This is a genomic window from Streptomyces albidicamelliae, assembly GCF_025642175.1.
Taxonomy (GTDB): domain Bacteria; phylum Actinomycetota; class Actinomycetes; order Streptomycetales; family Streptomycetaceae; genus Streptomyces; species Streptomyces albidocamelliae.
On sequence record NZ_CP106795.1, the window covers coordinates 6,395,075 to 6,418,377 of the forward strand.

Annotated in this window: 23 protein-coding genes and 2 pseudogenes; 11 read left to right on the forward strand and 14 right to left on the reverse strand. The window is 73.1% G+C overall.

The window, feature by feature from the left end; genetic code table 11:
- Positions 1 to 4 precede the first annotated feature (4 nt).
- Together N8I86_RS28935 and N8I86_RS28940 are read right to left on the reverse strand one after the other, a co-directional pair.
- Positions 5 to 1,459, reverse strand: a complete 1,455-nt coding sequence (locus N8I86_RS28935) for an MbnB/TglH/ChrH family RiPP precursor modification enzyme (RefSeq protein ID WP_404830839.1) — start codon at positions 1,457 to 1,459, stop codon at positions 5 to 7.
- A gap of 139 nt (positions 1,460 to 1,598) precedes the next feature.
- A complete protein-coding gene (locus N8I86_RS28940; protein ID WP_263279049.1) occupies positions 1,599 to 2,315 on the reverse strand; it encodes a peptidyl-tRNA hydrolase in 717 nt (238 codons plus the stop codon).
- Positions 2,316 to 2,485: 170 nt separating this feature from the next.
- Between N8I86_RS28940 and N8I86_RS28945 the strand changes: the two genes are divergently transcribed.
- Positions 2,486 to 2,926, forward strand: coding sequence for a DUF6086 family protein (locus N8I86_RS28945; RefSeq protein WP_263279050.1), 441 nt, complete (start codon positions 2,486 to 2,488; stop codon positions 2,924 to 2,926).
- A 40-nt stretch (positions 2,927 to 2,966) separates the two neighbouring features.
- On the opposite strand, the gene N8I86_RS28950 is transcribed toward N8I86_RS28945, so the two are convergent.
- From N8I86_RS28950 to zapE, 8 genes are all read right to left on the reverse strand, one after another.
- Complete coding sequence (locus tag N8I86_RS28950; RefSeq protein ID WP_263279051.1) at positions 2,967 to 3,149, reverse strand: hypothetical protein; 183 nt, start codon at positions 3,147 to 3,149, stop codon at positions 2,967 to 2,969.
- An 18-nt stretch (positions 3,150 to 3,167) separates the two neighbouring features.
- Entirely contained in the window at positions 3,168 to 4,016 is an 849-nt protein-coding gene (locus tag N8I86_RS28955) for a polysaccharide deacetylase family protein (protein ID WP_263279052.1), read from the reverse strand.
- 93 nt (positions 4,017 to 4,109) lie between these two features.
- Positions 4,110 to 5,636 (reverse strand): FAD-dependent oxidoreductase, encoded by a 1,527-nt coding sequence (locus N8I86_RS28960; protein ID WP_263280166.1) that lies wholly within the window; start codon positions 5,634 to 5,636, stop codon positions 4,110 to 4,112.
- 29 nt (positions 5,637 to 5,665) lie between these two features.
- On the reverse strand, positions 5,666 to 6,604 hold the full coding sequence (locus N8I86_RS28965; protein WP_079192623.1) for a slipin family protein: 939 nt from the start codon (positions 6,602 to 6,604) through the stop codon (positions 5,666 to 5,668).
- A gap of 172 nt (positions 6,605 to 6,776) precedes the next feature.
- The gene (locus tag N8I86_RS28970) at positions 6,777 to 8,291 is read right to left on the reverse strand and encodes a SulP family inorganic anion transporter (RefSeq protein WP_073897413.1); all 1,515 of its coding nucleotides are present in this window, start codon (positions 8,289 to 8,291) and stop codon (positions 6,777 to 6,779) included.
- 8 nt (positions 8,292 to 8,299) lie between these two features.
- A complete protein-coding gene (locus N8I86_RS28975) occupies positions 8,300 to 8,878 on the reverse strand; it encodes a carbonic anhydrase (protein WP_073897411.1) in 579 nt (192 codons plus the stop codon).
- A gap of 78 nt (positions 8,879 to 8,956) precedes the next feature.
- Positions 8,957 to 9,352, reverse strand: coding sequence for a hypothetical protein (locus N8I86_RS28980; RefSeq protein ID WP_263279053.1), 396 nt, complete (start codon positions 9,350 to 9,352; stop codon positions 8,957 to 8,959).
- Positions 9,353 to 9,546: 194 nt separating this feature from the next.
- Positions 9,547 to 10,650 (reverse strand): cell division protein ZapE, encoded by a 1,104-nt coding sequence (zapE, locus tag N8I86_RS28985; protein WP_073897407.1) that lies wholly within the window; start codon positions 10,648 to 10,650, stop codon positions 9,547 to 9,549.
- Positions 10,651 to 10,687: 37 nt separating this feature from the next.
- Between zapE and N8I86_RS28990 the strand changes: the two are divergent.
- The 9 genes and pseudogenes from N8I86_RS28990 (at position 10,688) to N8I86_RS29030 (ending at position 19,130) form a co-directional block, all read left to right on the forward strand.
- Positions 10,688 to 11,552 (forward strand): annotated as a pseudogene (locus N8I86_RS28990) (pyrimidine reductase family protein).
- Between the two features lie 150 nt (positions 11,553 to 11,702).
- A complete protein-coding gene (locus N8I86_RS28995; protein ID WP_107423773.1) occupies positions 11,703 to 12,176 on the forward strand; it encodes an indole-3-glycerol phosphate synthase in 474 nt (157 codons plus the stop codon).
- Between the two features lie 98 nt (positions 12,177 to 12,274).
- Positions 12,275 to 13,666 carry a UDP-N-acetylmuramate--L-alanine ligase gene (gene murC, locus N8I86_RS29000; protein ID WP_263279054.1) on the forward strand — a complete coding sequence of 464 codons (1,392 nt, stop codon included), beginning with the start codon at positions 12,275 to 12,277 and terminating at the stop codon, positions 13,664 to 13,666.
- 14 nt (positions 13,667 to 13,680) lie between these two features.
- Entirely contained in the window at positions 13,681 to 14,088 is a 408-nt protein-coding gene (gene msrB / locus N8I86_RS29005) for a peptide-methionine (R)-S-oxide reductase MsrB (protein ID WP_073897399.1), read from the forward strand.
- Positions 14,089 to 14,151: 63 nt separating this feature from the next.
- Positions 14,152 to 15,432, forward strand: a complete 1,281-nt coding sequence (locus tag N8I86_RS29010) for a PP2C family protein-serine/threonine phosphatase (RefSeq protein WP_073897397.1) — start codon at positions 14,152 to 14,154, stop codon at positions 15,430 to 15,432.
- 128 nt (positions 15,433 to 15,560) lie between these two features.
- On the forward strand, positions 15,561 to 16,691 hold the full coding sequence (locus N8I86_RS29015; RefSeq protein ID WP_073897395.1) for an ABC transporter ATP-binding protein: 1,131 nt from the start codon (positions 15,561 to 15,563) through the stop codon (positions 16,689 to 16,691).
- Positions 16,688 to 17,341, forward strand: coding sequence for an ABC transporter permease (locus N8I86_RS29020; protein WP_073897393.1), 654 nt, complete (start codon positions 16,688 to 16,690; stop codon positions 17,339 to 17,341). Before N8I86_RS29015 ends, N8I86_RS29020 begins: the two co-directional genes overlap by 4 nt.
- On the forward strand, positions 17,338 to 18,006 hold the full coding sequence (locus N8I86_RS29025; RefSeq protein WP_073897391.1) for an ABC transporter permease: 669 nt from the start codon (positions 17,338 to 17,340) through the stop codon (positions 18,004 to 18,006). The genes N8I86_RS29020 and N8I86_RS29025 overlap by 4 nt, the downstream gene beginning before the upstream one ends.
- A 167-nt stretch (positions 18,007 to 18,173) precedes the next feature.
- Positions 18,174 to 19,130: an ABC transporter substrate-binding protein gene (locus N8I86_RS29030; RefSeq protein ID WP_263279055.1), complete on the forward strand. Its 957-nt coding sequence runs from the start codon at positions 18,174 to 18,176 to the stop codon at positions 19,128 to 19,130.
- 99 nt (positions 19,131 to 19,229) lie between these two features.
- On the opposite strand, the gene N8I86_RS29035 is transcribed toward N8I86_RS29030, so the two are convergent.
- The 3 genes from N8I86_RS29035 to N8I86_RS29045 form a co-directional block, all read right to left on the reverse strand.
- Entirely contained in the window at positions 19,230 to 19,685 is a 456-nt protein-coding gene (locus tag N8I86_RS29035; protein WP_263279056.1) for a tellurite resistance TerB family protein, read from the reverse strand.
- Between the two features lie 96 nt (positions 19,686 to 19,781).
- Positions 19,782 to 20,240: a DUF6114 domain-containing protein gene (locus N8I86_RS29040; protein WP_241841184.1), complete on the reverse strand. Its 459-nt coding sequence runs from the start codon at positions 20,238 to 20,240 to the stop codon at positions 19,782 to 19,784.
- Between the two features lie 5 nt (positions 20,241 to 20,245).
- A complete protein-coding gene (locus N8I86_RS29045; RefSeq protein ID WP_263279057.1) occupies positions 20,246 to 20,947 on the reverse strand; it encodes a DUF6230 family protein in 702 nt (233 codons plus the stop codon).
- A gap of 636 nt (positions 20,948 to 21,583) precedes the next feature.
- Here N8I86_RS29045 and N8I86_RS29050 point away from each other — a divergent pair.
- On the forward strand, positions 21,584 to 22,237 hold the full coding sequence (locus N8I86_RS29050; RefSeq protein ID WP_123440066.1) for a Tat pathway signal sequence domain protein: 654 nt from the start codon (positions 21,584 to 21,586) through the stop codon (positions 22,235 to 22,237).
- A 15-nt stretch (positions 22,238 to 22,252) separates the two neighbouring features.
- Here the strand turns inward: N8I86_RS29050 and N8I86_RS29055 are convergent.
- Positions 22,253 to 23,204: pseudogene (locus tag N8I86_RS29055) on the reverse strand (lytic polysaccharide monooxygenase auxiliary activity family 9 protein).
- Positions 23,205 to 23,303: the final 99 nt, after the last annotated feature.

The window sequence follows — 23,303 nt, forward strand, 5'->3', positions numbered from 1 at the left end:
CATATTACTGGGGGCGCGGACCCGGCCCGCGCCCCCGGGGCGTCAGGCCCCCGCCCGTGCCCTCGGACGCACCGGCCCCGCCCGGCCGTCCCCCCCGGGTCTCAGCCCCTCCGCAGCAGCGCCCGTGCCCGTGCCACCGGGCCGCGGGGGCGGGGGCCGGGCCGGCCCGGTCCAGCCACCAGTTCCGCAGCTCCCGGCGGGCCGCCGCCCCGGCGGGCGGCGCGGTGCGCAGCAGATGGCCGGCGAAGTCCAGCGCGTCCCGCCGGTAGCCCCCGCTCATCGGCCGCGTCCGGGCGTACTCCAGGAACGCCGGCCGGTATCCCGCGCCCAGGATCTCCGGGAGCTCGGGGGCCACCCTCGCCACCACGCCGGCCCGTTTCGCCGCGAGCGCCCGCGCCTGCACCCCCATCCGCACCCGGTCGAAGCCCTCCGGCACCGGTGTCCCGGCGACCAGCGCGGACAGTACGGCGGCCTGCGCGACCCCCAGCCGTTCCCGGGTCGCCTCCCGGGCGCGCACTCCCGTCGCCGTCCGCGTGAGGACCGCGACACCCCCGTCCGCCGGACCGGCCGCCGCGCTGCCCGCCGGGCCGGCCGGTGGGCAGGCCGCGGGAGCCCGGCCGTCGGCCGCCCGGGCGCGCCCCTCGCCGACCGCGTCCCCGATCGCGGTCAACTCCCTCTCCAGCTCTGCCGGTTCCGGGAAGTTCTCGTCGCGCTCCAGCAGGACGCCCGGCGGGGCGACCCGGGAGGCGAGGTCGGTCAGCAGATCGAGGACCGGGGCCGGCACCGGGTGCGCGTGGCTGTCGTGCCAGACGCCGTCCCGCTCGAAGCCGCCGGCGACATGGACGTAGGCGATCGCCTCCAGCGGCAGCGCGGCCAGCGCCTGCGCCGGGTCCTCGCCCCGGTTGACGTGGTTGGTGTGCAGGTTGGCCACGTCGATGAGGAGCCGTACCCCGGTCCGCTCGACCAGTTCGGACAGGAACTGTCCCTCGGTCAGCTCCTCGCCCGGCCAGGAGAACAGGGCGGCGATGTTCTCCACGGCGAGCGGCACCGGCAGCGCCTCCTGCGCTATGCGTACGTTCTCGCACAGCACGTCGAGGGCGTCCCGGGTACGCGGCACGGGCAGCAGATGGCCCGCTTCGAGACGCGGGGACGCGGTGAGCGCACCGCCCGCCCGGACGAACGCGATGTGCTCGGTGACCAGGGGGGCGCCGAGCGCCTCCGCCCGCTCGGCCAGCGCCGTCAGCCGGCCCTCGTCGGGGCGGTCCGCGCCGCCCAGGCCGAGGGAGACGCCGTGCGGGACGACCGTCACGCCCCGCTCGCGCAGCCGCCGCAGCGACTCGGGGAGGTGGCCCGGGCAGAGGTTCTCCGCCACCGCCTCCACCCAGTCGATGCCCGGCATGCGTTCCACGGCGTCCGCGATCTCCGGCCGCCAGCCGATCCCCGTGCCCAGTCGCCGCATGGCGCCTCCCCCTCATCCTCGCGCGAACCTCGTGCGCCGAGTGACGGGGGTATGGCCCCGGCGGGCGGCCCCGAACCCCGCCGATGGCGTGTTCAGAGCAACATTTGAGGTTCCGGCGCGGGGTCCCGGCCGGCTCGCCTCAGCGGTGAAGCGCCGGGTGGTCGGCGACGACCGTGCAGGAGCCCGGTGCGATCTCCGTGAAACCGGCGTCCCGGACCAGGGGCAGCCCGCCGCCGGTCAGCCGGGCCCAGTCGGCGGGTTGGGCGGTGCGGACGGAGAGCGGGAAGCCGGCCTCCCGCCAGCCCGCGCGCTCGGCGTCGGACAGCGCCCACCAGGCCAGCTGGGCGCCGTGCCCGGCCTGGGCCATCGCCTTGCCGGCCGACATGCTGAGCTCCGGGTTGAGCCACAGCACGGGCTCGCCCGGGTCCGCGGCGGCGGGCGGTTCCGGGTCGTCCAGCTCCGTGCCCGACACCTGGAGTCTGGCCAGGTCCTTGGGCCAGCCGTCCAGCGGGACCGGCGGGAAGACGCGGACCTCCGCGGACTTGCCGGTCACCGTGATCCCCGGCAGCGCCTCGGCGCGCCGCCACTCGGCACCGCGGGCCCGCCGCACGACCTTGCGGATCCGGGCGTCCTCCCAGTTCCGGACGGCCTCGGCCCACTCGCCGTCGCCGTGCGCCCGTGCGTCGCCGAGCAGCAGGAGCACGGCACGGGCGGCCGTCTCCAGCGCGTCGGTGCGGGCGGGCGGCGCGTCGCGTTCGATCCGCACGACGAGCGGCAGAACGAACTGCGGTGCCTCGTCGCGGGGAGTGCGGTCGGCCTGGAAGGGACTGTCACCGGAGGGGGGAACGTGGCTCACGACAGCCCACCCTACGAAGCCGCCGGCCCGCCGATCAACGCGCGTTCCCCGGCGACGGAATTCCGGCGCCCCGCACCGGACCGGCCGACTACTCTGCTCCCTTGATCAACTTTTGATCCACGACGGATCGAGGGGCGGTCCGCGACGGACCGACGGGCGGGGGAGCGGGAATGAGTCGGTACTTCGACATCGGTGACGAGACGCTGTGGAACCCCTCCGACGGGGCCGCGCGGCTCTTCCTGCGCCAGGTGGCCGTCTTCGAGGCGGAGCTGGGGCTGCCGTCGGGCCTCGGGCGCATGGAGAACGACGAGTGCCAGGTCGACCCCGTCGCCTTCGGCGTCTTCACGAACTCCCTCCTCGCCCGGCACCGCCGCACCGGACACTCCGTCCTGCTGGCCCTGTCCGAGGGGTTCGTCGCCACCGTGCTGGTCCTCGCCGGGCGCGCAGGCGTCCCGGTGGACTGGGCAGGGCTCGAAGCCGTCCCGGACGGCCCGCTGCGGGACGTCCAGGCCTCGGCCCGTACGGGGATGTCCGGACCGGCCGAGAGCGGGACGTGGGCGGCGGAGCTGCGGGCCCGGGCGGCGGAGCTGGGCCGGGGTATGCCCCGCTGACCGGCCGCGGCCGCGGCCCGGGGGCCGCGCCGCCCGCCGGTCACCCCGAGCAGGCGGTGCGCTGCGCCTCCTGCCACTCGCACACCGGGCAGAGCGTGATGCCCCGGTACGACTCCGGGTACTCCGTCGGCTCCTGGCACAGCACGCACTCCGCGTACGGCGGCCCGTCGGCCCTCGGCGGCTTCGTGGCGTCGACGATCGTGCAGTAGTCCTCGTCGCTCATGCTCCCAGCGTAGGACGCTCAGCGGTTACCGCCGCTCTCGCCGATCAGCTCGGAGACCTTGACGAAGCGGTAGCCGCGCTTGCGCAGTTCCGGCACCACGGACCGGACGACCCGCTCGGTCGTCGGGGCGGCGCTGCGGGTGCAGTGCATGACGACCACCGAGCCGGGCTTCACCCCGTCCAGGACCTGGCGGACCACCGCGTCGGCGTCCGTGGCGAACGCGTCACCGCTCACCACGTCCCACTGCACGGCCGTCACCCCGAGCCCGCTCAGCGCGCGCAGGGCCTGCTGGTCGTAGCAGCCGCCCGGGAAGCGGAAATACGGCATCGGCCTCGGCACGCCCGCCTTGCGCAGGGAGGTGTACGCCCGTTCGACGTCCGACCGCATCCGGTCCGCGCCGACGGTCGGCAGGCCGTAGCAGTCCTCGGTGAACGCGTAGTGGCTGTAGGAGTGGTTGGCGACCTCGAACTGTGCCTCGTGGCCCAGGCTGCGCGCCTCGGCCGGGTACTGGTCGGCCCAGCGGCCCGTCATGAAGACGGTCGCCGGCACTTTCAGCGAACGCAGGGCGGCGATGAGGCCCGGGTTGTCGAAGTGCTCGCCGGAGGCCGCGCGGCGGCCCTCGTCGGCGGTCATGTCGGCGTCGAAGGTCAGCGCGACGGTCTTGCCCCGGGTGCGCGGACCGTGCTCGAAGACCGGGGTCAGACCGCCCGGACCCGGGGCGAGCACCGGCGGGCGGGCCGGGGACGGGGAGGAGGACGCGGACGACTTGGCCGGGTGCGCGGTACCCGTGGGGCCCGCGGTGCCGCAGGCGGTGAGGGCCGCGCCCAGGGCGCAGACGGCGGTGAGACGGCGTGCAAGTGGGATCACCGGACGAACGTAGGACTGAATGCCCGTTTGTATGGTGATATGTCCCGTGGCGCGGCGGTACGGTCACCCGCGCGGCGGGCCGTCGGCCACCGGTCAGCCGAGATCGTGCTGCTCCAGCGGCTTGACCGCCGGTCCCTGGAGCACCGAGCCGTCCACGCCGAAGCGGGAGCCGTGACAGGGGCACTCCCAGGCGCGCTCGGCCCGGTTGAAGGAGACCAGACAGCCCAGATGGGTGCAGCGGGCCGACACGGCGTGCAGGTGGCCCTCGTCGTCGCCGTGCACGGCGAGCCGCTCGCCGCCGGCCCGGACCAGCGCGCCGTCCCCGGGTGCCAGGTCGTCCACGGACGCCGCCGGCTTCAGCCGGTCGCCGACGAAGTGCCGGGCCACCTCCGCCTGCGTCTTCAGCAGCGCCGGTGCCTCGCGCACCACGGACTTCAGCCGGCGCGGGTCGTACAGCTCGCGCCAGGCGCTGTCGCCGCCGGTGATCAGCGTGGTCAGCAGCAGACCGGCCATGATGCCGCCGCTCAGGCCCCAGCCGCCGAAGCCCGTGGCCACGTAGGTGTGCCGGGCGCCCGGGTGGAAGGGGCCGACCAGCGGGACGGTGTCGGTCGACTCGTTGTCCTGGGTGGCCCAGGCATGGTCGAGCTTCACGCCGGGGAAGTGCACCTCGGCCCAGCCGGCGAGCCGGTCGAAGCCCGCGCGCGGATCGCCGGTGCCCGGGGTGAAGTGCTCGCCCGTGACGACGAGCAGCCGCCGCCCGTCCGCGCCGTACGGCGCGGTGCGCACCGAGCGGGTGTTCTCCTCGGGGGTGATGTACATGCCCGCCGGGTCCGGGCCGTCGCCCAGCGGCCCCGCGACGACGAGTTCCCGGCGGGGCGACAGCCGGGCGAACAGCAGAGCCCGGTCGAACACCGGATAGTGGGTGGCGATCACGACGTCCCGGGCGGTCACCGTGTGACCCGCCTCCGTCGTCAGCCGGCAGGGCTCCCCGCCCTCCTGCAGTCCGACGACCCGCGTCTCCTCGTACACCCGCCCGCCGCGCGCGACGAGGTCGGCGGTGAGCGCCCGCAGGTACTTGACCGGGTGGAACTGGGCCTGCTCGGCGACCCGGACCGCGCCCGCCACCGGGAACGGCAGCCCGGTCCTGGTCACGAAAGTGGCCGGCAGCCCCGCCTCCCGCGCGGCCTCCGCCTCGGCCCGCACCTCCTCGGCGCGCTCCCGGTCCCGCACGTAGGTGTAGGCGTCCCGCACCTCCCACTCGCAGTCGATGTCCAGCTCGGCCACCAGCATCGCCGCGTGCTCGATCGCCTCGGACTGCGAACGGGCGTACAGCCGCGCCCCCTCGGGCCCGCGCGTGCGGCGCAGCCGGTCGTAGACGAGCGTGTGCTGCGCGGTCAGCTTGGCGGTGGTGAAGCCGGTGACCCCGCCGGCGACCCGGCCGGCCTCCAGGACCGCCACCCGCAGGCCGGCACGGGTCAGTTCGTGGGCGGTGCTGATGCCGGCCACGCCCGCGCCGACGACCGCCACGTCGACGTCGACGTCCTCGGTCAACGGGGGACGGGACGGCCCGGGGGCGGTCGTCAGCCAGTACGAGTCGGTGACCCTGCGCTGCTCGTGCATGCCCGCCGGGTACCCCCAGCGGGCGGCGCTCACGTCTGCTTCGGCAGCCGTTCCCGCGGCCCCTGTCCCGGCGGGCGTGCCCCTCCGCCGCCGTTGGGGGCGGGCTCCTCCGCGAGCCCCTCCGGCAGGCTGTCCGGGAGGGCGGCAACCTCCCGCGGCGCCTCCCTCGGTGCCTCGCGCCGCCCCCCGCCGGTCTCCGGAGCGCCCTGCTGCCCGCCCCGTTCCAGGAAGTGCAGCAGTTCCACCGGGATGGGCAGGACCAGCGTGGAGTTCTTCTCGGCCGCCACCGCCATCACCGTCTGGAGCAGCCGCAACTGGAGCGCCGTCGGCGTGCCGGACATCTGCTGGGCGGCCTCCGCGAGTTTCTTGGAGGCCTGGAGCTCGGCGTCGGCGTTGATGATCCGGGCCCGGCGCTCCCGGTCGGCCTCGGCCTGGCGGGCCATGGACCGCTTCATCGTGTCCGGCAGGGAGACGTCCTTGATCTCCACCCGGTCCACCTGGATGCCCCAGCCCACGGCCGGGCTGTCGATCATCAGTTCCAGGCCCTGGTTGAGCTTCTCCCGGTTGGAGAGCAGGTCGTCGAGGTCGCTCTTGCCGATGATCGACCGCAGTGAGGTCTGGGCCATCTGCGACACGGCGAACTTGTAGTCCTCGACCTTCACCAGCGCGCTCGTCGGGTCCATCACCCGGAAGTAGACGACCGCGTCCACGCGGACGGTGACGTTGTCCCGGGTGATGCCCTCCTGGGCGGGGATCGGCAGCGTCACGATCTGCATGTTGATCTTGTGCAGCCGGTCGACGAAGGGGATGACCAGCGTCAGGCCCGGGTCCCGTACGTCACCCGCGACCCGGCCGAGCCGGAACAGGACGCCGCGTTCGTACTGCTTGACCACCCGTGCGGCCATCGCGAGATAGACGGCGCCGACGGCGCCCGCGGCGGCGATGGCGCCCAGCACTTCCTGGAGCATGATGACCTCCTCGTTCAGAGGCCCGTTCTGTCCGCTCCTGCAACGATATGCCCGGGGCCGGGCCGGAGGCCATGGGCCCCGGGCCGGCGGCAGACACCGGGTGCCCGCCACCGGCCGTGCCGCGCGGCCGCCCGGAGGCGAGCCGCGCGACAGGCGCGCGGACGGGTCGTTGTCAGGCCGTTCTCGCCTTCGCCGGCTCGTGTCCGCGCGCCGCCGGGATCGTGACCTGCACCGGCTCGGTCCCCGCCGCGCTGTGCCGCTCGGCCCAGTTCTCCAGGGCGGTGCGGCAGGCGTGGTCGAGGTGGTGGAGGCCGGAGAGGTCGAGGCGGACCGGGCGGTCCTCGGGCAGGGACTCCAGGCTGTCCAGGATCCTGGGCAGCCTGAGGAAGGTGGCGTTGCCCGAGAGGCGGGCCTCGACCGGCCCCGCTCCCTTGTCCACGACCTCCAGGCGGATGTGCGAGGCCTCCCACGCCGTCTTGACCACGGCCAGCGCCAGGCCGATCAGCACGCCCTCGAACATGCTGACCGCCACGATGGACACGGCGGTGACGGCCAGGATCAGCGCCTCGCCCCGGTTCTCCCGCCACAGCGCGGCCAGCGCCCGCACCGGCACCAGCTTGGCGCCGGAGTGGATCAGAATGCCGGCGAGGGCCGGGATCGGGATGTACGCGAGCACGCCGGGCAGCAGCGCGGCGAACAGCAGCAGCCACACGCCGTGCAGCACCCGGGAGGCCTTCGTACGGGCGCCCGCCTGGACGTTGGCCGCGCTGCGCACGATCACCGCGGTCATCGGCAGCGCGCCCAGCAGCCCGCACACCGTGTTGCCGGTGCCCTGGGCGATGAGTTCCCGGTCGTACCGGGTGCGCGGACCGGAGTGCAGCCGGTCCACGGCCGCCGCGCTGAACAGCGACTCGGCGGACGCGATCAGGGTGAAGGCGACGATCGTGCCGAGGACGCCGACACCGGCCAGTTCGCCGAAGGCGCTCACCGGCGGCGGCTGGACCGAGCCCAGCAGCCCCTTCACCTCGACCGTGGCCACCGGCAGGCTCAGCAGGTACGCGGCCAGGGTGGCGAGACCGACCGCGGCCAGCGGACCGGGCAGCGCGCGCACCCGCGCCGGGACGAGCTTCCAGAGCACGAGCACCGCGACCGTGCCCGCGCACACCGCGAGGGAGGCGAGTGCCTTTCCGTCGCCGAGGGCGTCCAGGAACGCGCGGGGCAGCCCGGCGATCTTGCCCAGACCGGAGTCGGGCGCCTTCGCCGCCAGCGCCGGGAACAGCTGTCCGGCGATGAGCACCAGACCGATTCCGGCCAGCATGCCCTCCACGACGGAGACCGAGATGGCGCGGAACCAGCGGCCGAGCCCCAGGGCGCCCATGGCCACCTGGAGCAGGCCGGCGGCCAGCACGATCACGCCGAGCACGGGCAGGCCGAACTCCTTGACCGCCTCGAAGACGAGCACGGTCATCCCGGCCGCCGGCCCCGACACCTGGAGGCTGCTGCCGCGCATCAGCCCGGTGACGATGCCGCCCACGATGCCGGTGACGAGGCCCAGTTCGGCCGGGACACCGGAGGCCACGGCCACTCCGACGCAGAGCGGCAGCGCGACCAGGAAGACCACGAGGGACGCGGCGAAGTCGTGCCGGAGGTGAGGGAAACGGGAGGTGGGGCTGCGGTCACTGGTCATCGGCGCGCTCACAGGGACTCGAAGGTGTCGGTCTGCGGGCGGTGCGTCCGTACGGCGCCGGTGTGCACCTCGTAGTACCAGGCGTGCAGGCCGAGCGCGCCCAGGGCCAGCCTCCGCTGGACGCAGGGGTACGAGCGCAGCCGCAGCAGCTGGGTCAGGACGTGGCTCTGGACGCCCTCGGCGACCTCCGGGTCCTCGGCCGCGCCGGCCGGGCGCGGGGTGGCGTGCGCGAGCCAGTCGCGCACGGCGGGTACGGCGGTGAGGTCGTCGCCGCGCACCAGCGCGCCGACCGCGCCGCAGTGCGAGTGACCGCAGACGACGATGTCGCGGACGCCGAGCACCTCGACGGCGTACTCGATGGTGGCGGCCTCGCTCGTGGGGTGCCGCGAGGCGTGGGGCGGGACGATGTTGCCCGCGGTGCGCAGCTCGAACAGCTCGCCCGGGCGGGCGCCCGTGATCAGGGCCGGGACGACCCGGGAGTCGGAGCAGGTGATGAAGAGGACCTGAGGGGACTGGCCTTCGGCGAGCTTGGCGAACTCCTCAGGGCGCTGTCCGAAGGTACGGGCGTTGTCGATGAGGGGCTGCATACGTGTGGGTTCCTCCTGGCGCGCCGCACCGGCGCGTCGGGCTTGCACGACGGTTGTGGGGGGAGAGCGGAACGCCCCTCAGCAGCGGAAGACCTGGAGCGCTGCCGGGGTGTGCGCTCTGGAGGTGCCGGGCAGGGCGTGCCGCGGGGCGCCGGAGGTGTCCGACGGGTCCGCCCCGGCCGCCCGGCCGGGTATCAGCGGGTGCTCCTGGGCCCAGCCGGAGGCCGAGCCGCGCTGCCGGTCACGGACGTGCGGAAGGCCCACGGGTCCACCCGGGCGGTCCGGATCGCGGAACGTGTCCGCTCCGTCGCGCACCGGCAGGGCGGGGGAGGCGTTTCCGGGCTCGGTCATGGCCAGTGGCTGACCGGCCGTGTGCGCGGGTGCGAAGGTTCCCGTGGGAGTGAGGAGCTGAAGCGCGAACAGTGCCACGGCGAGGAGGGCGAACAGGGCCCGGGCCGTCGGACCTCGGAACATGCGCCCCCCTTCGCCACATCCGCATCTCTTGTTCACACCAAGCACTGGTCAATGATTGGTCAAGAACCACGTTAGCCCTGCAAAGTCCTTTGCAGGGTCAACTGCGCGTCACACGCGCAAGAGAGCGTGAAAAGTGCGGGTCGGGTGGCGTGAAGCCGCCCTTGACCCGTGCAGGCTTGATCGACTAGGGGCGCCTAGGAGCCGGCGAGTCCCTTCGCGTCGCGGGCCAGCGCCGTGAGCCGGGATATCGCGCGGAAGTACTTCTTGCGGTAGCCGCCGTTCAGCATCTCCTCGCTGAACAGCTTGTCGAACGGCATCCCGGAGGCGAGGACCGGGACCTCGCGGTCGTAGAGCCGGTCCGCGAGGACCACCAGCCGCAGCGCCGTCGACTGGTCCGGCACCGGCCGTACACCGGTGAGGCACACCGCCCGCAGTCCGTCGGTCAGCGCGCCGTACCGGCTCGGGTGCACCTTGGCCAGGTGGTCCAGCAGGTGCGGGAAGTCGTCCAGCGAGGCGCCCTCGGTGGCGTACGCCGCCTTGGTCACGGCCTCGTCGCCGAACGGCGCCGGCGCCTCGGGCAGACCGCGGTGGCGGTAGTCCTCGCCGTCGATGCGCAGGGCGCGGAAGTGGGCCGACAGGCCCTGGATCTCGCGCAGGAAGTCGGCGGCGGCGAACCGGCCCTCGCCCAGCTTGCCCGGCAGGGTGTTGGAGGTGGCGGCGAGCGCCACGCCGGCGTCGACCAGCTTGCCGAGCAGCGTGGACACCAGGACCGTGTCACCCGGGTCGTCCAGCTCGAACTCGTCGATGCACAGCAGGCGGTGGCCGCTGAGCGTCGCCACGGTCTGCTGGAAGCCGAGCGCGCCGACCAGGTTGGTCAGCTCCACGAAGGTGCCGAACGCCTTGAGCGCGGGCTCGGCGGGAGTGGCGTGCCACAGCGAGGCGAGCAGATGGGTCTTGCCGACGCCGTAGCCGCCGTCCAGGTACACCCCGCGCGGTCCGGCCGGGGTCTTCGGCGCCCTGGACCGGCCGAGCCCGAAGAGGCCGCGCCTGCCGGCGCCGGAGGCGTGCGCCCCGCCGAGCCCGGCGGCGAAGCCCTCCAGGACCCCTACGGCCTCGGTCTGGCTCGGCTGGTTCGGGTCCGGGATGTAGGTGGAGAAGCGCACCGAGTCGAACCGGGGCGGCGGCACCATCTCGGCGACCAGCCGGTCCGCCGGCACATGCGGCTCGCGGGCGCACAGGGAGAGGGGGCCCGCGTCGGTCACGGGGCTGGATCCGGGGGCGGAGGTGGAGGACGACACGGTTACCCATGCTAAGCGCCGTGTCACACTGCACGACATGCGACGCCTGTTCCCTGTGACCGACGAAACAGCAGCCCAGGACTTCGGCGGGGCCGAGGAAGGGGGAAGCGGGGCCGCCGGGACCGGTGCCGCCGGCGGGCCGGGCGGGCCGCCGGGGCCGACGCCCACGTGAACCGCGAGTGGACCCTCGCGGAGCTGGCCGCCGCCTACGCCTACCCCGTGCCGGAGCCCGGCGCCCCGCGGCCGTGGCTGCGGGCCAACATGGTCTCCTCGCTCGACGGCGCCGCCCAGCACGAGGGGCACTCGCAGCCCATCTCCAGCGCCGCCGACATGCGGATCTTCGGCACGCTGCGCGCGCTCGCCGACGTCGTCGTGGTCGGCGCCGAAACGGTACGGCAGGAGGGGTACCGCCCCGCCCGGGCGCGGGCCGAGTTCGCCGGCGCGCGCACGGCCGCGGGGCAGGGCCCGGCCCCGGCCATCGCGGTCGTCACCGCGAGCCTGGAGCTGGACTTCTCCCTGCCGCTGTTCACCTCGCCGCTGGTCCCCACCCTCGTCCTGACCGGAGCCGCCGCGGCCCCGAACGGGTCGCCGCGGCCGAGAAGGCGGGCGCCCGGGTGGTGGTGGCCGGCGAGGGCATGGGCGTCGAGCCCGCCCGCGCGGTGCGCGCCCTCGCCGAGCTCGGCCACACCCGGCTGCTCACCGAGGGCGGCCCCCGGCTGCTCGGCCAGCTGATCGCCGCGGAGGTGCTGGACGAGCTGTGCCTCACGGTCTCGCCGACGCTGACCGCCGGGGACGCGCAGCGCATCGCGGGGGGTCCGTCGGTCGCCATCCCGCGCCGGTTCGGTCTCGTCTCCCTCCTGGAGGAGGACGGATTCCTCTTCGGTCGTTACCGTCGCTCCTGAAATGGGCCGTCGGTCCTGAAATAGGTGGAATCTACCGTTCCGGTCGACTTCCGGAGGGCAGACTTAGTCCGGCAGTACCCGTGCGATCACGGGGAAGGATGGTTTCCGCAGGGGCCCGGTCCCGGGCCCACGGAGGAGAAGAGGCGTTGGGTGTTCACAAGCGTTCTGATGATCGAGAAGGCCCTGACGTCCGCCGACGTGGAGTTCGTCACCACCTTGCACGGAGACGAGCAGGTCGCGTTCCACGTGCTGCTCCAGCCGCGCGGCGACCAGGCGGACCGCCTGCTGCGGGCCATCGACGACATCGCGCTCGGTGAACTCGACGACGCCGTGCGCGAGGGCGGGACACCGGAGGGCGAGGAGGCCCGGAGCGTGGGGCAGCAGGCCCTCGACGTGTCCTTGCAGGCGCTGCGCTCCGCGGGCAGCAGGGCCGAGGGGCGGCTCGTCGAGGACCACCCGCTGGACGCGCTGAAGTCGCTGGTCGGCGAGGTGGGGGCGGACGAGGTGATCGTGCTGACCGACCCGCACTACGTGGAGGAGTTCTTCCACCGTGACTGGGCCTCCCGGGCCCGGCACAAGGTGGGCGTACCGGTGCTCAAGCTGTTCTCGCACAGCAAGGCGTAGCCGCACCGCGGTCCGCCCCCGGGCCCTTGCGGGGCGAGCGGTGCCCGAGCGCATAGGCTAGGCCCGCTCTCGTACGTACCGTCTCTGGGGAGAAACGCATGGCACCCGGCCTTCCTACCGCCATGGACCGACCGCACTTCATCGGCATCGGCGGCGCCGGGATGTCGGGGATCGCCAAGATCCTCGCCCAGCGCGGGGCGAAGGTCGCCGGCAGCGACGCCAAGGACTCGGCGACCGCCGAGGCGCTGCGCGCGCTCGGCGCCACCGTGCACATCGGGCACGCCGCCGCGCACCTCGCCGACGACGCGAGCTGTGTCGTGGTGTCCTCCGCCATCCGCGAGGACAACCCGGAGCTGGCCCGCGCCGCCGAGTTGGGCATCCCGGTGGTGCACCGCTCCGACGCGCTGGCCGCGCTGATGGAGGGGCTGCGCCCGATCGCGGTGGCCGGCACCCACGGCAAGACCACCACCACCTCCATGCTGGCGGTCTCCCTCACCGCGCTGGGCAAAAAGCCGTCGTACGCCATCGGCGGCGACCTGGACGCGCCCGGTTCCAACGCGCTGCACGGCGAGGGCGACATCTTCGTCGCCGAGGCCGACGAATCGGACCGCAGCTTCCACAAGTACGCGCCCGACGTCGCCATCGTCCTCAACGTCGAGCTGGACCACCACGCCAACTACGCCTCGATGGACGAGATCTACGCCTCCTTCGAGACGTTCGTCGACCGCGTCACCGAGGGCGGCACCCTGGTCGTCTCCGCCGACCAGGAGGGCGCGCGCGAGCTCACCCGGCGGGTCGCCGGCCGTGCGGTGCGGGTGGTGACGTACGGCGAGGCGCAGGACGCCGACGTCCGGGTCCTGTCCGTGGTGCCGCAGGGCCTCAAGAGCGAGGTGACCGTCCTCCTGGACGGGCGCGAGCTCACCTTCACCGTCTCCGTGCCCGGCCGCCACTACGCCCTCAACGCCGTCGCCGCGCTCGCCGCCGGTGCCGCGCTCGGCGTCCCGGCCGCGGAGCTCGCGCCCGCGCTCGCCGCGTACACCGGGGTCAAGCGGCGCCTGCAGCTCAAGGGCGAGGCGGCGGGCGTCCAGGTGATCGACTCCTACGCCCACCACCCGACCGAGATGACCGCCGACCTGGAGGCCATGCGCGCCGCCGCCGGTGACGCCCGCATCCTCGTCGTCTTCCAGCCGCACCTCTTCTCCCGCACCCAGGAGCTGGGCAAGGAGATGGGCCAGTCGCTGACGCTCGCCGACGCCTCCGTCGTGCTCGACATCTACCCGGCCCGTGAGGACCCGGTCCCCGGGGTGACCAGCGAACTCATCATCGAGGCCGCGCGCGCCGCGGGCGCCGACGTGACGGCCGTGCACGACAAGGCGGAGATCCCCGCGGTGGTCGCGGGAATGGCGAAGCCCGGTGATCTCGTTCTCACCATGGGCGCGGGCGACGTGACCGACCTGGGCCCGAAGATCCTGGACCGCCTGTCGCAGTGAAGGAGCTGAGGCTCATGTCGTACGACGTCGAGAAGCCGGACGAGGAGTGGCGCGCGGAGCTGACTCCGGCGGAGTACGCCGTGCTGCGCCAGGCCGGCACCGAGCCGGCGTTCACCGGTGAGTACACGGACACCAAGACCCAGGGTGTCTACTCCTGCCGCGCCTGCGGCGCCGAGCTGTTCACCTCGGACACCAAGTTCGAGTCGCACTGCGGCTGGCCGTCCTTCTTCGACCCGAAGGACACCGACGCGGTGGAGCTGATCGAGGACCGGTCCCACGGCATGGTCCGCACCGAGGTGCGGTGCTCCCGGTGCGGCTCGCACCTCGGGCACGTCTTCGCGGGCGAGGGGTACCCCACCCCCACCGACCAGCGGTACTGCATCAACTCGATCTCCCTGCGGCTGGAGCCGGCCGAGGGCTGACCGGGACAGGTGGCACCGGCCGCGGCTGGTGCCCCGCCCGCTCCGGTTTGAGATTCTGTGAGGGTGTTGGGTGTGGCGCGCTGGATCCAGTCCCGCCGCAGGCCCGTGCCCGTCGGTGCCGGCCGTCGTGAGGACGGCGGCACCCCGGCGGCAACGGAGCCCGCAGTGCCGATCGGCGCGCTGCGGGACGCCCTCGCCGGGCTGGGCACGACCCTGGACGAGGCCACCACCTGCACCGAGCTGGCGCGGGCCGTCGTGGTGCTGGCCGGCGGAGCCGCCGCCGTGCTGCGCCGCACCGGCGACGCCCCCTCCGGCTACGAGGCCGTGGCCGGCGACGCCCGGCTGCTGCCCGACGCCCGCCGGGTCGCGGCCGCGCTGCGGACGACGGGCCCGCAGGCCATGGACGCGCACCGCGCCGCATGGCTGGAACGATCGGCCGGCGCCCCACCGGGCGGCGCCCTCTGTACGCCCCTGACCAGCGGCGACGAGACCTACGGCGTACTGGTGTGGGCGCGGGACGCGGGGCCGCCGAGCGAGCCCGAGGCCGAGCAGCTGGCCCTGCTCGCCGAGCGCGGCGCCTCCCACATCCGGCACGCCCGCGCCTACGAGGACGTCAGCCGCACCGCGGGCGACCTGCAGCGCGCCCTGCTGGCCAGTCCCGGCCGGCCGCATCCGAACCTGGACGTCGCCATCCGCTACCTGCCCGTCGGCGGCAGCGCGCTGGTCGGCGGCGACTGGTGCGAGACTGTACGGCTGCACTTCGGCCGCACCCTGCTGGTGGTCGGCGATGTGATGGGGCACGGCCTGGAGGCCGCCGTCGACATGAGCGCCTACCGCTCCTCCCTGCGCTACATCGCCGCCTCCGACCTGCCCCCGCACCGCGTGCTGCGGCAGATGGACGACATCGCCTCCGGGGAGGCGGACCGCAGGCCCGCCACCTGCCTGCTCGCCCGCGTCGATCCGGGACGCGGCCAGATGACGCTGGCCAGCGCCGGTCATCTGCCGCCCGTGCTGATCACCCGGGACGGCGGCGCGACGCAACTGCCCGTCCCCGTCGGACCACCGCTCGGCACCGGACTCGGCGGGTACGAGTCGGCCACGCACGTACTGGCCCCGGGCGAGATCCTGGTGCTGTTCACCGACGGGCTGGTGGAGCGCCGCGGCGAGGACATCGACCACTCCCTCGCCCGGCTGGCCGCCCTCCGCTTCCCCGCCGGCAAGGGGGTCGACGACGTCCTGGAGACGATCGTCGACCGGCTGGACGCCGGCCACGCCGAGGACGACGTGGCGGTGCTCGCGGCCCGCCCGCACTCGCGCGGTCAGGAGGCGTCACCGGAGGTCTGAACCGGCCGCCACATGATCTACGAAGCGCCGAAACACTCGCGGTCTAGACTCTTCCCGCAACGGCCTGCGCATGACAGTCGTTGCCGAGACCGGGCGAAAGCTGCCAAACCCGAAGGGTACTCGGCGTTTTGATACGGATAGATTCAGTCACCAAGCGGTATCCGGACGGCACGGTCGCGGTCGACCGGCTGTCGCTGGAGATACCGGACCGCGCGATCACCGTCCTCGTCGGGCCCTCCGGCTGCGGCAAGACGACGACCCTGAGGATGATCAACCGGATGGTCGAACCCAGCGAGGGCAGCATCCTCCTCGACGGCCACGACATCCGGCAGCAGCCCGTCAACACCCTGCGCCGGTCGATGGGTTACGTCATCCAGAACGCCGGGCTCTTCCAGCACCGCACCATCCTCGACAACATCGCCACCGTGCCCCGGCTGCTCGGCCGCAGCAAGCAGCAGGCACGCGCCCGGGCCGCGGAGCTGATGGAACGGGTCGGCCTGGACACCTCGTTGGCCAAGCGGTACCCCTACCAGCTCTCCGGCGGTCAGCAACAGCGGGTCGGCGTGGCCCGCGCGCTCGCCGCCGACCCGCCGGTGCTGCTGATGGACGAGCCCTTCTCCGCCGTCGACCCCGTGGTCCGCAAGGGACTGCAGGACGAACTCCTGCGCATCCAGGCCGAGCTGGGCAAGACCATCGTCTTCGTCACGCACGACATCGACGAGGCGATCAAACTCGGCACGATGGTGGCCGTCCTGCGCACCGGCGGCCGGCTCGCCCAGTTCGCCCCGCCCGCCGAACTGCTCAGCGCGCCCGCCGACTCCTTCGTGGAGGACTTCCTCGGCGCCGACCGCGGCATCCGCCGGCTGTCCTTCTTCCCGTCCGCGGAACTGGAGTTGGAGACCGCGCCGCTGGTGGGGACCGACGCGGACGCCGAGCAGCTCGCCTCCCGGGCCACGGCTCCCTACCTCCTCGTCACCGACTCCGACGGCAGGCCGCTCGGCTGGAGCGAGCCGGACCGGCTCACCGCCGGCGCGATCGACCGCGAACGGCTCATCGACCACGGCCGTCCGTTCGTGCCCGGCACCGACTCGCTGCGCGCGGCGCTCGACGGGGCCGTGCTGTCGCCGACCGGCTGGGCCGTCGCCGTGGACGAGGCGGGACGCGCGGTCGGCGTCGTCTCCCAGCAGGCCATCGGGGAGGCGATCCGGGCCGCCCACAGCCGGGTGGCGGAGGACGCGGCGGTGAAGGCCGCCCCATGAACGGCTTCTTCGACCTCCCGAGCGACCTTCAGTACGGCTACCTGGGACTCGTCGGCCTGCATCTGCGCGAGGGACTGCTGCCGGTGCTGGCCGGGCTCCTGCTCGCCCTGCCGGTGGCCCAGCTCTGCGTCCGCTTCCGCTGGGTCTACCCGCCCGTCCTCGGCGTCACCACGGTGCTCTACTCCATCCCTTCGCTGGCCTTCTTCGTCGTCCTCATCGACTACTTCGGCCAGAGCGAGACCACGGTGATGGTCCCGCTCGCGATCTACAGCCTGGTGGTGCTGGTCCCGGCGATCGTGGACGGCGTCCGCTCGGTCCCGCCGGAGACCCTGGCCGCCGCGCAGGCCATGGGCTTCGGTCCCGTACGCCGTTACGCGCAGGTCCAGTTGCCCATCGCGGTGCCCGCGATCATCGCCGGACTCCGGGTCGCCACCGTGTCCAGCCTCTCCCTGGTCAGCGTCGGCATGCTCATCGGCAACCAGGGCGCCCTCGGCAACATGCTGTACGCCGCCACCACGTACCACCGGCCGGCCCTGGCCGTGAACTCGGTGCTCACCACGGCGGTGCTGGGCGTCCTCGCCGACGCCCTGCTCGTCCTCGTCCGCCGCCTCCTCACCCCCTGGATGCCGACGAAGGGTGCCACCCGGTGAACGTCCTGAACTTCGCGCACGCCTTCTTCGGCGACGCCTCCCACTGGCACGGGTACGACGGCATCCCCACCCGGCTGGTCGAGCACGTCCGGTACTCGCTGGAGGCCCTCCTCCTCGCGGCCCTGATCGGCCTGCCCGTCGGCCTGGTCACCGGACACTACGGGCGCGGCGGCAACGCCCTCGCGTTGATCGCCACGGCGGGGCGGGCGCTGCCCAGCTTCGGTCTGCTGGTGCTGATGTTCATCTGGATCGGGTTCGGTCTGCTGCCCGTCATGATCCCGCTGGTCGTGCTCGCCGTACCGCCGATCCTGGTCACCACCTACGAGGCGGTCCGCTCCGTGGACCCCTCCCCGGTGGACGCCGCGCGGGGCATGGGCATGCCGGAGGCGCGGGTGCTGTTCCAGGTGGAACTGCCGGTCGCGCTCCCGCTGATCCTGAGCGGACTGCGCACCGCGGCGATCCAGATCGTCTCCACGGCGACCATCGCCGCCTACGTCAGCCTCGGCGGTCTCGGCCGCTACATCATCGACGGCCTCTACCAGCGCAACTACGAGAAGGTCGTGGGCGGCGCCACTCTGGTCGCCGGCCTCGCCCTCGCCACCCTCGCCGTGTTCTGGGCGGCTTCCCGACTCACCGTGTCGCCCGGGGTGCGCCGCAGCGGCTGACGCCGACCGCCCCGGCGGACAGGCCTCGTGAGATTCGTACGGCCCGGGCCCGTGTGAAGAGGTCGTGACAAGGCATCCGCCCTATACCCACAACTGACCACAGATCGAGGCCAATCGGTGCCCCTGGGCACTTGACCGACCGAGAACAGGCTGGATTGGATCAGCAAGTGACTTATACGACCCTTATCAGCAGGTCCATCCGGAGGAACCGAGGCGCGGCGGTCGTCGCCCTGGCGGCGGCGACGGCCCTGCTGGCGGGCTGCTCCTCCAACGACAAGGCCGACGACCCCCTGTCGGAGGGGAAGGCGAGCGGTGACGGCGTCGTCGTCGGCTCCAACAACTTCCCCGAGAGCACCCTGCTCGCCGACATCTACGGCGAAGCGCTCAAGGCCAAGGGGATCAAGGTCACCTACAAGCCGAACATCGGCAGCCGGGAGACGACCTACGGCCTGATCAAGAACGGTTCCCTCTCGGTGCTGCCGGAGTACAACGGCGCGCTGCTGGCCTATCTCGACCCGAAGGCCACCCCGAAGACCGCGGACGCCACCACGACCGCCATCGAGGCCAAGCTGGACTCCAAGCTGACCCTGCTGAAGCCCTCCGCGGCACAGAACAAGGACTCGGTCACGGTCAACGCGGCTACCGCGAAGAAGTACCACCTCACCGAGAAGTCGTCCATCGCCGATCTGAAGGACGTCGCCAAGGACCTGGTCATCGGCGGCTCGCCGGAGTTCCAGACCCGGCAGCAGGGCCTGGTGGGCCTCAAGTCCGTCTACGGCCTGCAGTTCAAGTCCTTCAAGGCGCTGGACGCGGGCGGCCCGCTCACCCAGGCGGCGCTCAAGAAGGACGCGGTGCAGGCCGCCGACCTCTTCACCACGGACCCGACCATCGCCAAGGAGAAGTTCGTCGTCCTCCAGGACCCGAAGAACCTCTTCGGCTTCGAGAACGTCCAGCCGCTTGTCTACAAGGGCGCGCTGAACCAGAAGGGCGCCGACGCGCTCGACGCGGTCTCCGCGAAGCTGGACACCGCGACCCTGCTGGACCTGGACACCCAGGTGCAGACGGAGAACAAGGACCCGCTGGACGTCGCCAAGGCCTGGCTGAAGTCCGTCGGGCTCGACTGACCCCGCGGTGCCGGCCACCGGCCGGCACCGTCGCGCACCGAGGACGGGGGGCGCGGACCACACCGTGGTCCGGGCCCCCGTCCCGTCGTCAGGCCGGGATCAGAGGTCGAACTCGTGGGGCGGCAGGTCCAGCGTGTAGCAGGCCTCGCGCACGACCGCCTGCTCGGTCTTGTCGAAGTCGCCGTCGGCACCGCCGATCACGATGCCGATCTGGACGACGGCACGCGCCTCGGCGGGCTTCTTCTTCGCCTTGGCGACCTCCTGGAGCACGCTCACCTTGCCGAAGGCGAAATCGGTCGTCAGCTTGGCCAGGTGCTCCTCGAAACGGCGCCGCAGGTCGTCCGCGGGGAAGTTCTGCAGCACCTCGTTGGTGGAGATGAGCTGGGCCACCCGCTGGCGCTCCGACGGGTCGACGGTCCCGTCGGCCGCCGCGACCAGGGCGCACATCGCCATGCTCGCGTCGCGGAACGCGCCGCTCTTCAGGTCGTTCTTCTTCGCCACCAACTGGGTCTGCATCTGCGACGCCGACTCCTTGAAGCGGTCCCACAGGGCCATGCGCACTCCTCGTATCCCCGGCCGGCTGCTCAGCACGCCGACAGCAACTTCTACAGCACCGTAGAAACTTCCGGAGCGGCCGGGAAGTTCCGGAGATCAGGACCGAATCCCCGGAGACACGCGTGGGCGGCGCGCCGCCCGCCGTTCGGCCCGTGCCCGTTCCCGGCGTCGGCGGCGGCCGGCGCGGGGCTCCTGGTCCGGCAGCCAGCCGAAGGTGAGACAGCTGCCGGCCACCCCGAGGAGAAGGCCGAGGAGGAAGCCGCCCAGGTTGGAGGTGAGCCAGGTGCCGAGGGAGACCAGGACGCCGGTGACGGAGTAGAACAGCCGCTGGGTGGGATTGACGAGGACGAGCAGGCCCAGCAGCACCATCAGCGTCGGCAGCAGATAGCCGGCCAGGCCCTGCATGCCGATGTGCATCACGACCTTCAGCGAGGCCTTCTCGGTGAGCAGGATCTCGCCGCCGCCCAGGGCGAGCAGCAGCCCGCCCCAGAACGGCCGGCGGGCCCGCCATCCGCGGAAGGCGAGCCTCGGTTCCCGGCGTGGACGGTCCGGCACGGCGGTCAGCAACCCGATTCGCTGAAACGGAGCTTGAGACCGGGCAGCTTGAACACACCGGCTGTCGTCGCGTAGTTGGTCTGCCGAAGATGGGCGATGCGCACGGTGTCCGCCTGCTGGCTGAAGACGCCGATCGGCCCCTTCACGCCCGCCTTGGTCAGCGTGCTCGCGTCGTTGCCGATCTCGATGTTGCCGAACGCCGCGTCACCCGTCAGCTCGGTGGAGTCGGTGGTGAGGTCGGTCGCGCTGACCTTCTCCGCACCACTGCCCGCGGTGATCAGCAGGTTGGTGCCGCCGAGGTCGACGCTCTGGCACAGCTTGGTGAGGGTGGCGTTCTTGATGGCGGAGGTGACCACGAGCACCTGCCCGCCGGTGTCCCCGGCGTTGGGGCTGCCGTCCGCCATGGTGTCGAGCCCGCCGAACTGCTCGAAACCGGTGCCGTCGAGCTCGGTCGCGGTCACCGTGAACGGCATGCCGGAGATCGCGAACTGCACACCGAGCGCGCCCTGCGCGGTGAGGACCGCGAGTCCCGCGAGGACGAGCGTGGCGGGCACCGCCATCACCGCCGCCCGGCGGGCCCTGACGCGGCCCCGCCTCTCACCGCCCTCGCCGCCGGTGGCGGCGGCACCCGGCACTTCGGACGAGGCACCCGGGTCCGGGGTCTCGGGGGTGCTGTCTGCGGACGGGACGTCCGGGGACGAGGCCATGTCTGCTCCCAGGGGCGTGAAGGCGATGCGGATCTGACTTCCGTGGCGCGGTGTCCTGGCGCGGACGGCGGCTGCCGCTCACGCACTCCTCGCACTCCCTGCGGACGCAAGGGCTTTCTGACGGCGTGGGGGCGGCCTGCGAGGAAGTTACCGCCGGTTACAGCAAGGGGTCAATACAGATGTGAGAAAAGGGTGTCGGATGTGCGCGACCCGCGTCCGCCAGCGTCAACTGCCTTGGTAACGCTTGACGTTGACGCAACATCAGGTCTACAACTTCACCTGTTTCCGCGGATCCGTGGCGCCGGGTCCGCCGGGAGGTACCGGCCGCGTTCCCGGCCCTGTCAGGCGACGCCCTCGCCGGTTCACGGCAATCGCTCACGCACCTGCACGGCAGTCGTTCCCCGTCGCGGATCCGGCACGGCTCCTTCCCCCCGGGCCGGCCGGTGTCCGCACGTGTCCCGCCCGCCGGACGGAGGTTCACCCCGGGACCTCCGGCCGGCGGCGCCCGGCCTGCCGCCGTCGTGGGTCCGTCGCGTACGGAGAAGGCGCGACGGCCCCGCGCCGGCGGCATCACCCGTACGGCCCGCACAGCGCACGTCACCTCGTCCGAACCCCACTCAGGAAAGAGGCACCCGCATGCGTACGCGATCCCTGCTGGCTCTCGCCGGCACCGCCACCGCGCTCGCCCTCACCGTGGCCGCACCCGCCTCCGCCGACGGCGCCGCCGTCCTCACCACCGGCGGCGCCGGCGGTACGGCCGTCGCGGCCGGCGACGTACTGACCGCGCCCCTCGCCTCGGGCACGTCCGCGAACTTCTACTCCAGCGCGACCGGCACCAGTGGCGTCAAGTGCACGTCCTCCCAGTTCACGGCGACCGTCACCGACAACCCGAGCGCGCCGGGCACGGCCACCGAGTCCGTCACCGCGCACACCTTCGACAGCGGCAGCTGCACCAGCAACGTCATCGGAGTCCTCGGGGTCAACGGCATCACCATCGACAACCTGCCCTACACGGCGACGGTGGCCTCCGACGGCACCCTCTCCGTCCTGCCGCCGAGCGGTTCCGTCGTCCAGGCCACGGTCAAGCTGCGCACCCTGCTGGGCAGCGTCTCGTGCGTCTACCGGGCGGCCGGGCTGACCGGCAGGGCCGACAACACCGACAGCAGCATCACCTTCACCAGCCAGCAGTTCACCAAGAGCTCCGGCTCGTCGCTGTGCTTCGCCAACGGCTACTTCACCGCCAAGTACGCGCCCGTCACCGACGGCGGAGCCCCGGTCTACGTCAACTGATGCGTCAGGCGCGGTTCAGCGCCGCCGCAGACGCAGGGCCAGGGCGGCGCCCCCGGTGAGCACCAGCACCGCGGCGGCACCGGCCGCCAGCAGCGGGGCCGAGGGGCCCGAACCGCCGCGCGTCGCCTCCGCCACGGGGCGGCGTCCGCGGCGGCGTCGCTCTTCGTGGACGCTCCTTCGCCGACGGCGTGGCCGACGCCGCCGACGGCTTGCTCTTCGCCGGGGAACCGCCCTCGGCCGAGGGCGCGCCGGCCCGGGCCGACGGCTTCTGGGACGCCGGGGCCGTCGCCGTACCCGCGGCCCGCGCGGCCCCGGCCGCCGTACCGCCCCCCGGGAAGACCACGTCGGAGCACGAGTAGTAGGTGTCCGGCGTGCTGCTGTTCTGCCAGATCGTGTACAGCACCTGACGGCCCGTCCGGTCGGCGGGCAGCTTCACCCCGAACCGGTAGGCGCCGCTCCGCAGCGGTGGGTCCGTGATCTCGGCGAAGGGGCGCTCCGGCAGATCGGACCACTTCAGCGGCTTCGCCGGGTCGTAACCGGGCCTGGTCAGGTACAGCCGGAACGTGCCCTCGTGCGCGATCGTCGAGGCGTACGTCATCGTCAGCCGGCCCCCGGGCGTCAGCCGGGTCGCCGGCCAGTCCCGCCGGGCCAGGTCGAGGCCCCGGTACGCGGGCAGGTTCCCGCTGCACAGCCGGCCGTCCGGAATCACCTGCCGGTCCCGCCCAGCCACCCCGGCGACCCGCAGGTTGTCCCACGCCGTGAACGGGGCGCCGTTCGCCGCGACCGCGGCCGCGCACGCCGTCGAACGGGCGGCGTCGCCGCCCTCGGGGGAGCAGGCGTAGACCCGGCTGACCGGGTCGGTGGGGGCGCCGTGCGCCAGGGCGGGTCCGGCCGTCCACGGCAGCAGCAGGAGCGGTGCCGCGGCGGCGGCCGCCGTGACGCCCAGTCGGGCGGTGTTCCGAGTCATCGGGGACGTCTCCTGGGCGGGGGCGGCAACGAGTTCTTCCGGTGTCCTGTACGGCGCGTGCGCCCCCCGTGTTCAGCGCAACGGCCCGTCCGCCGCCCA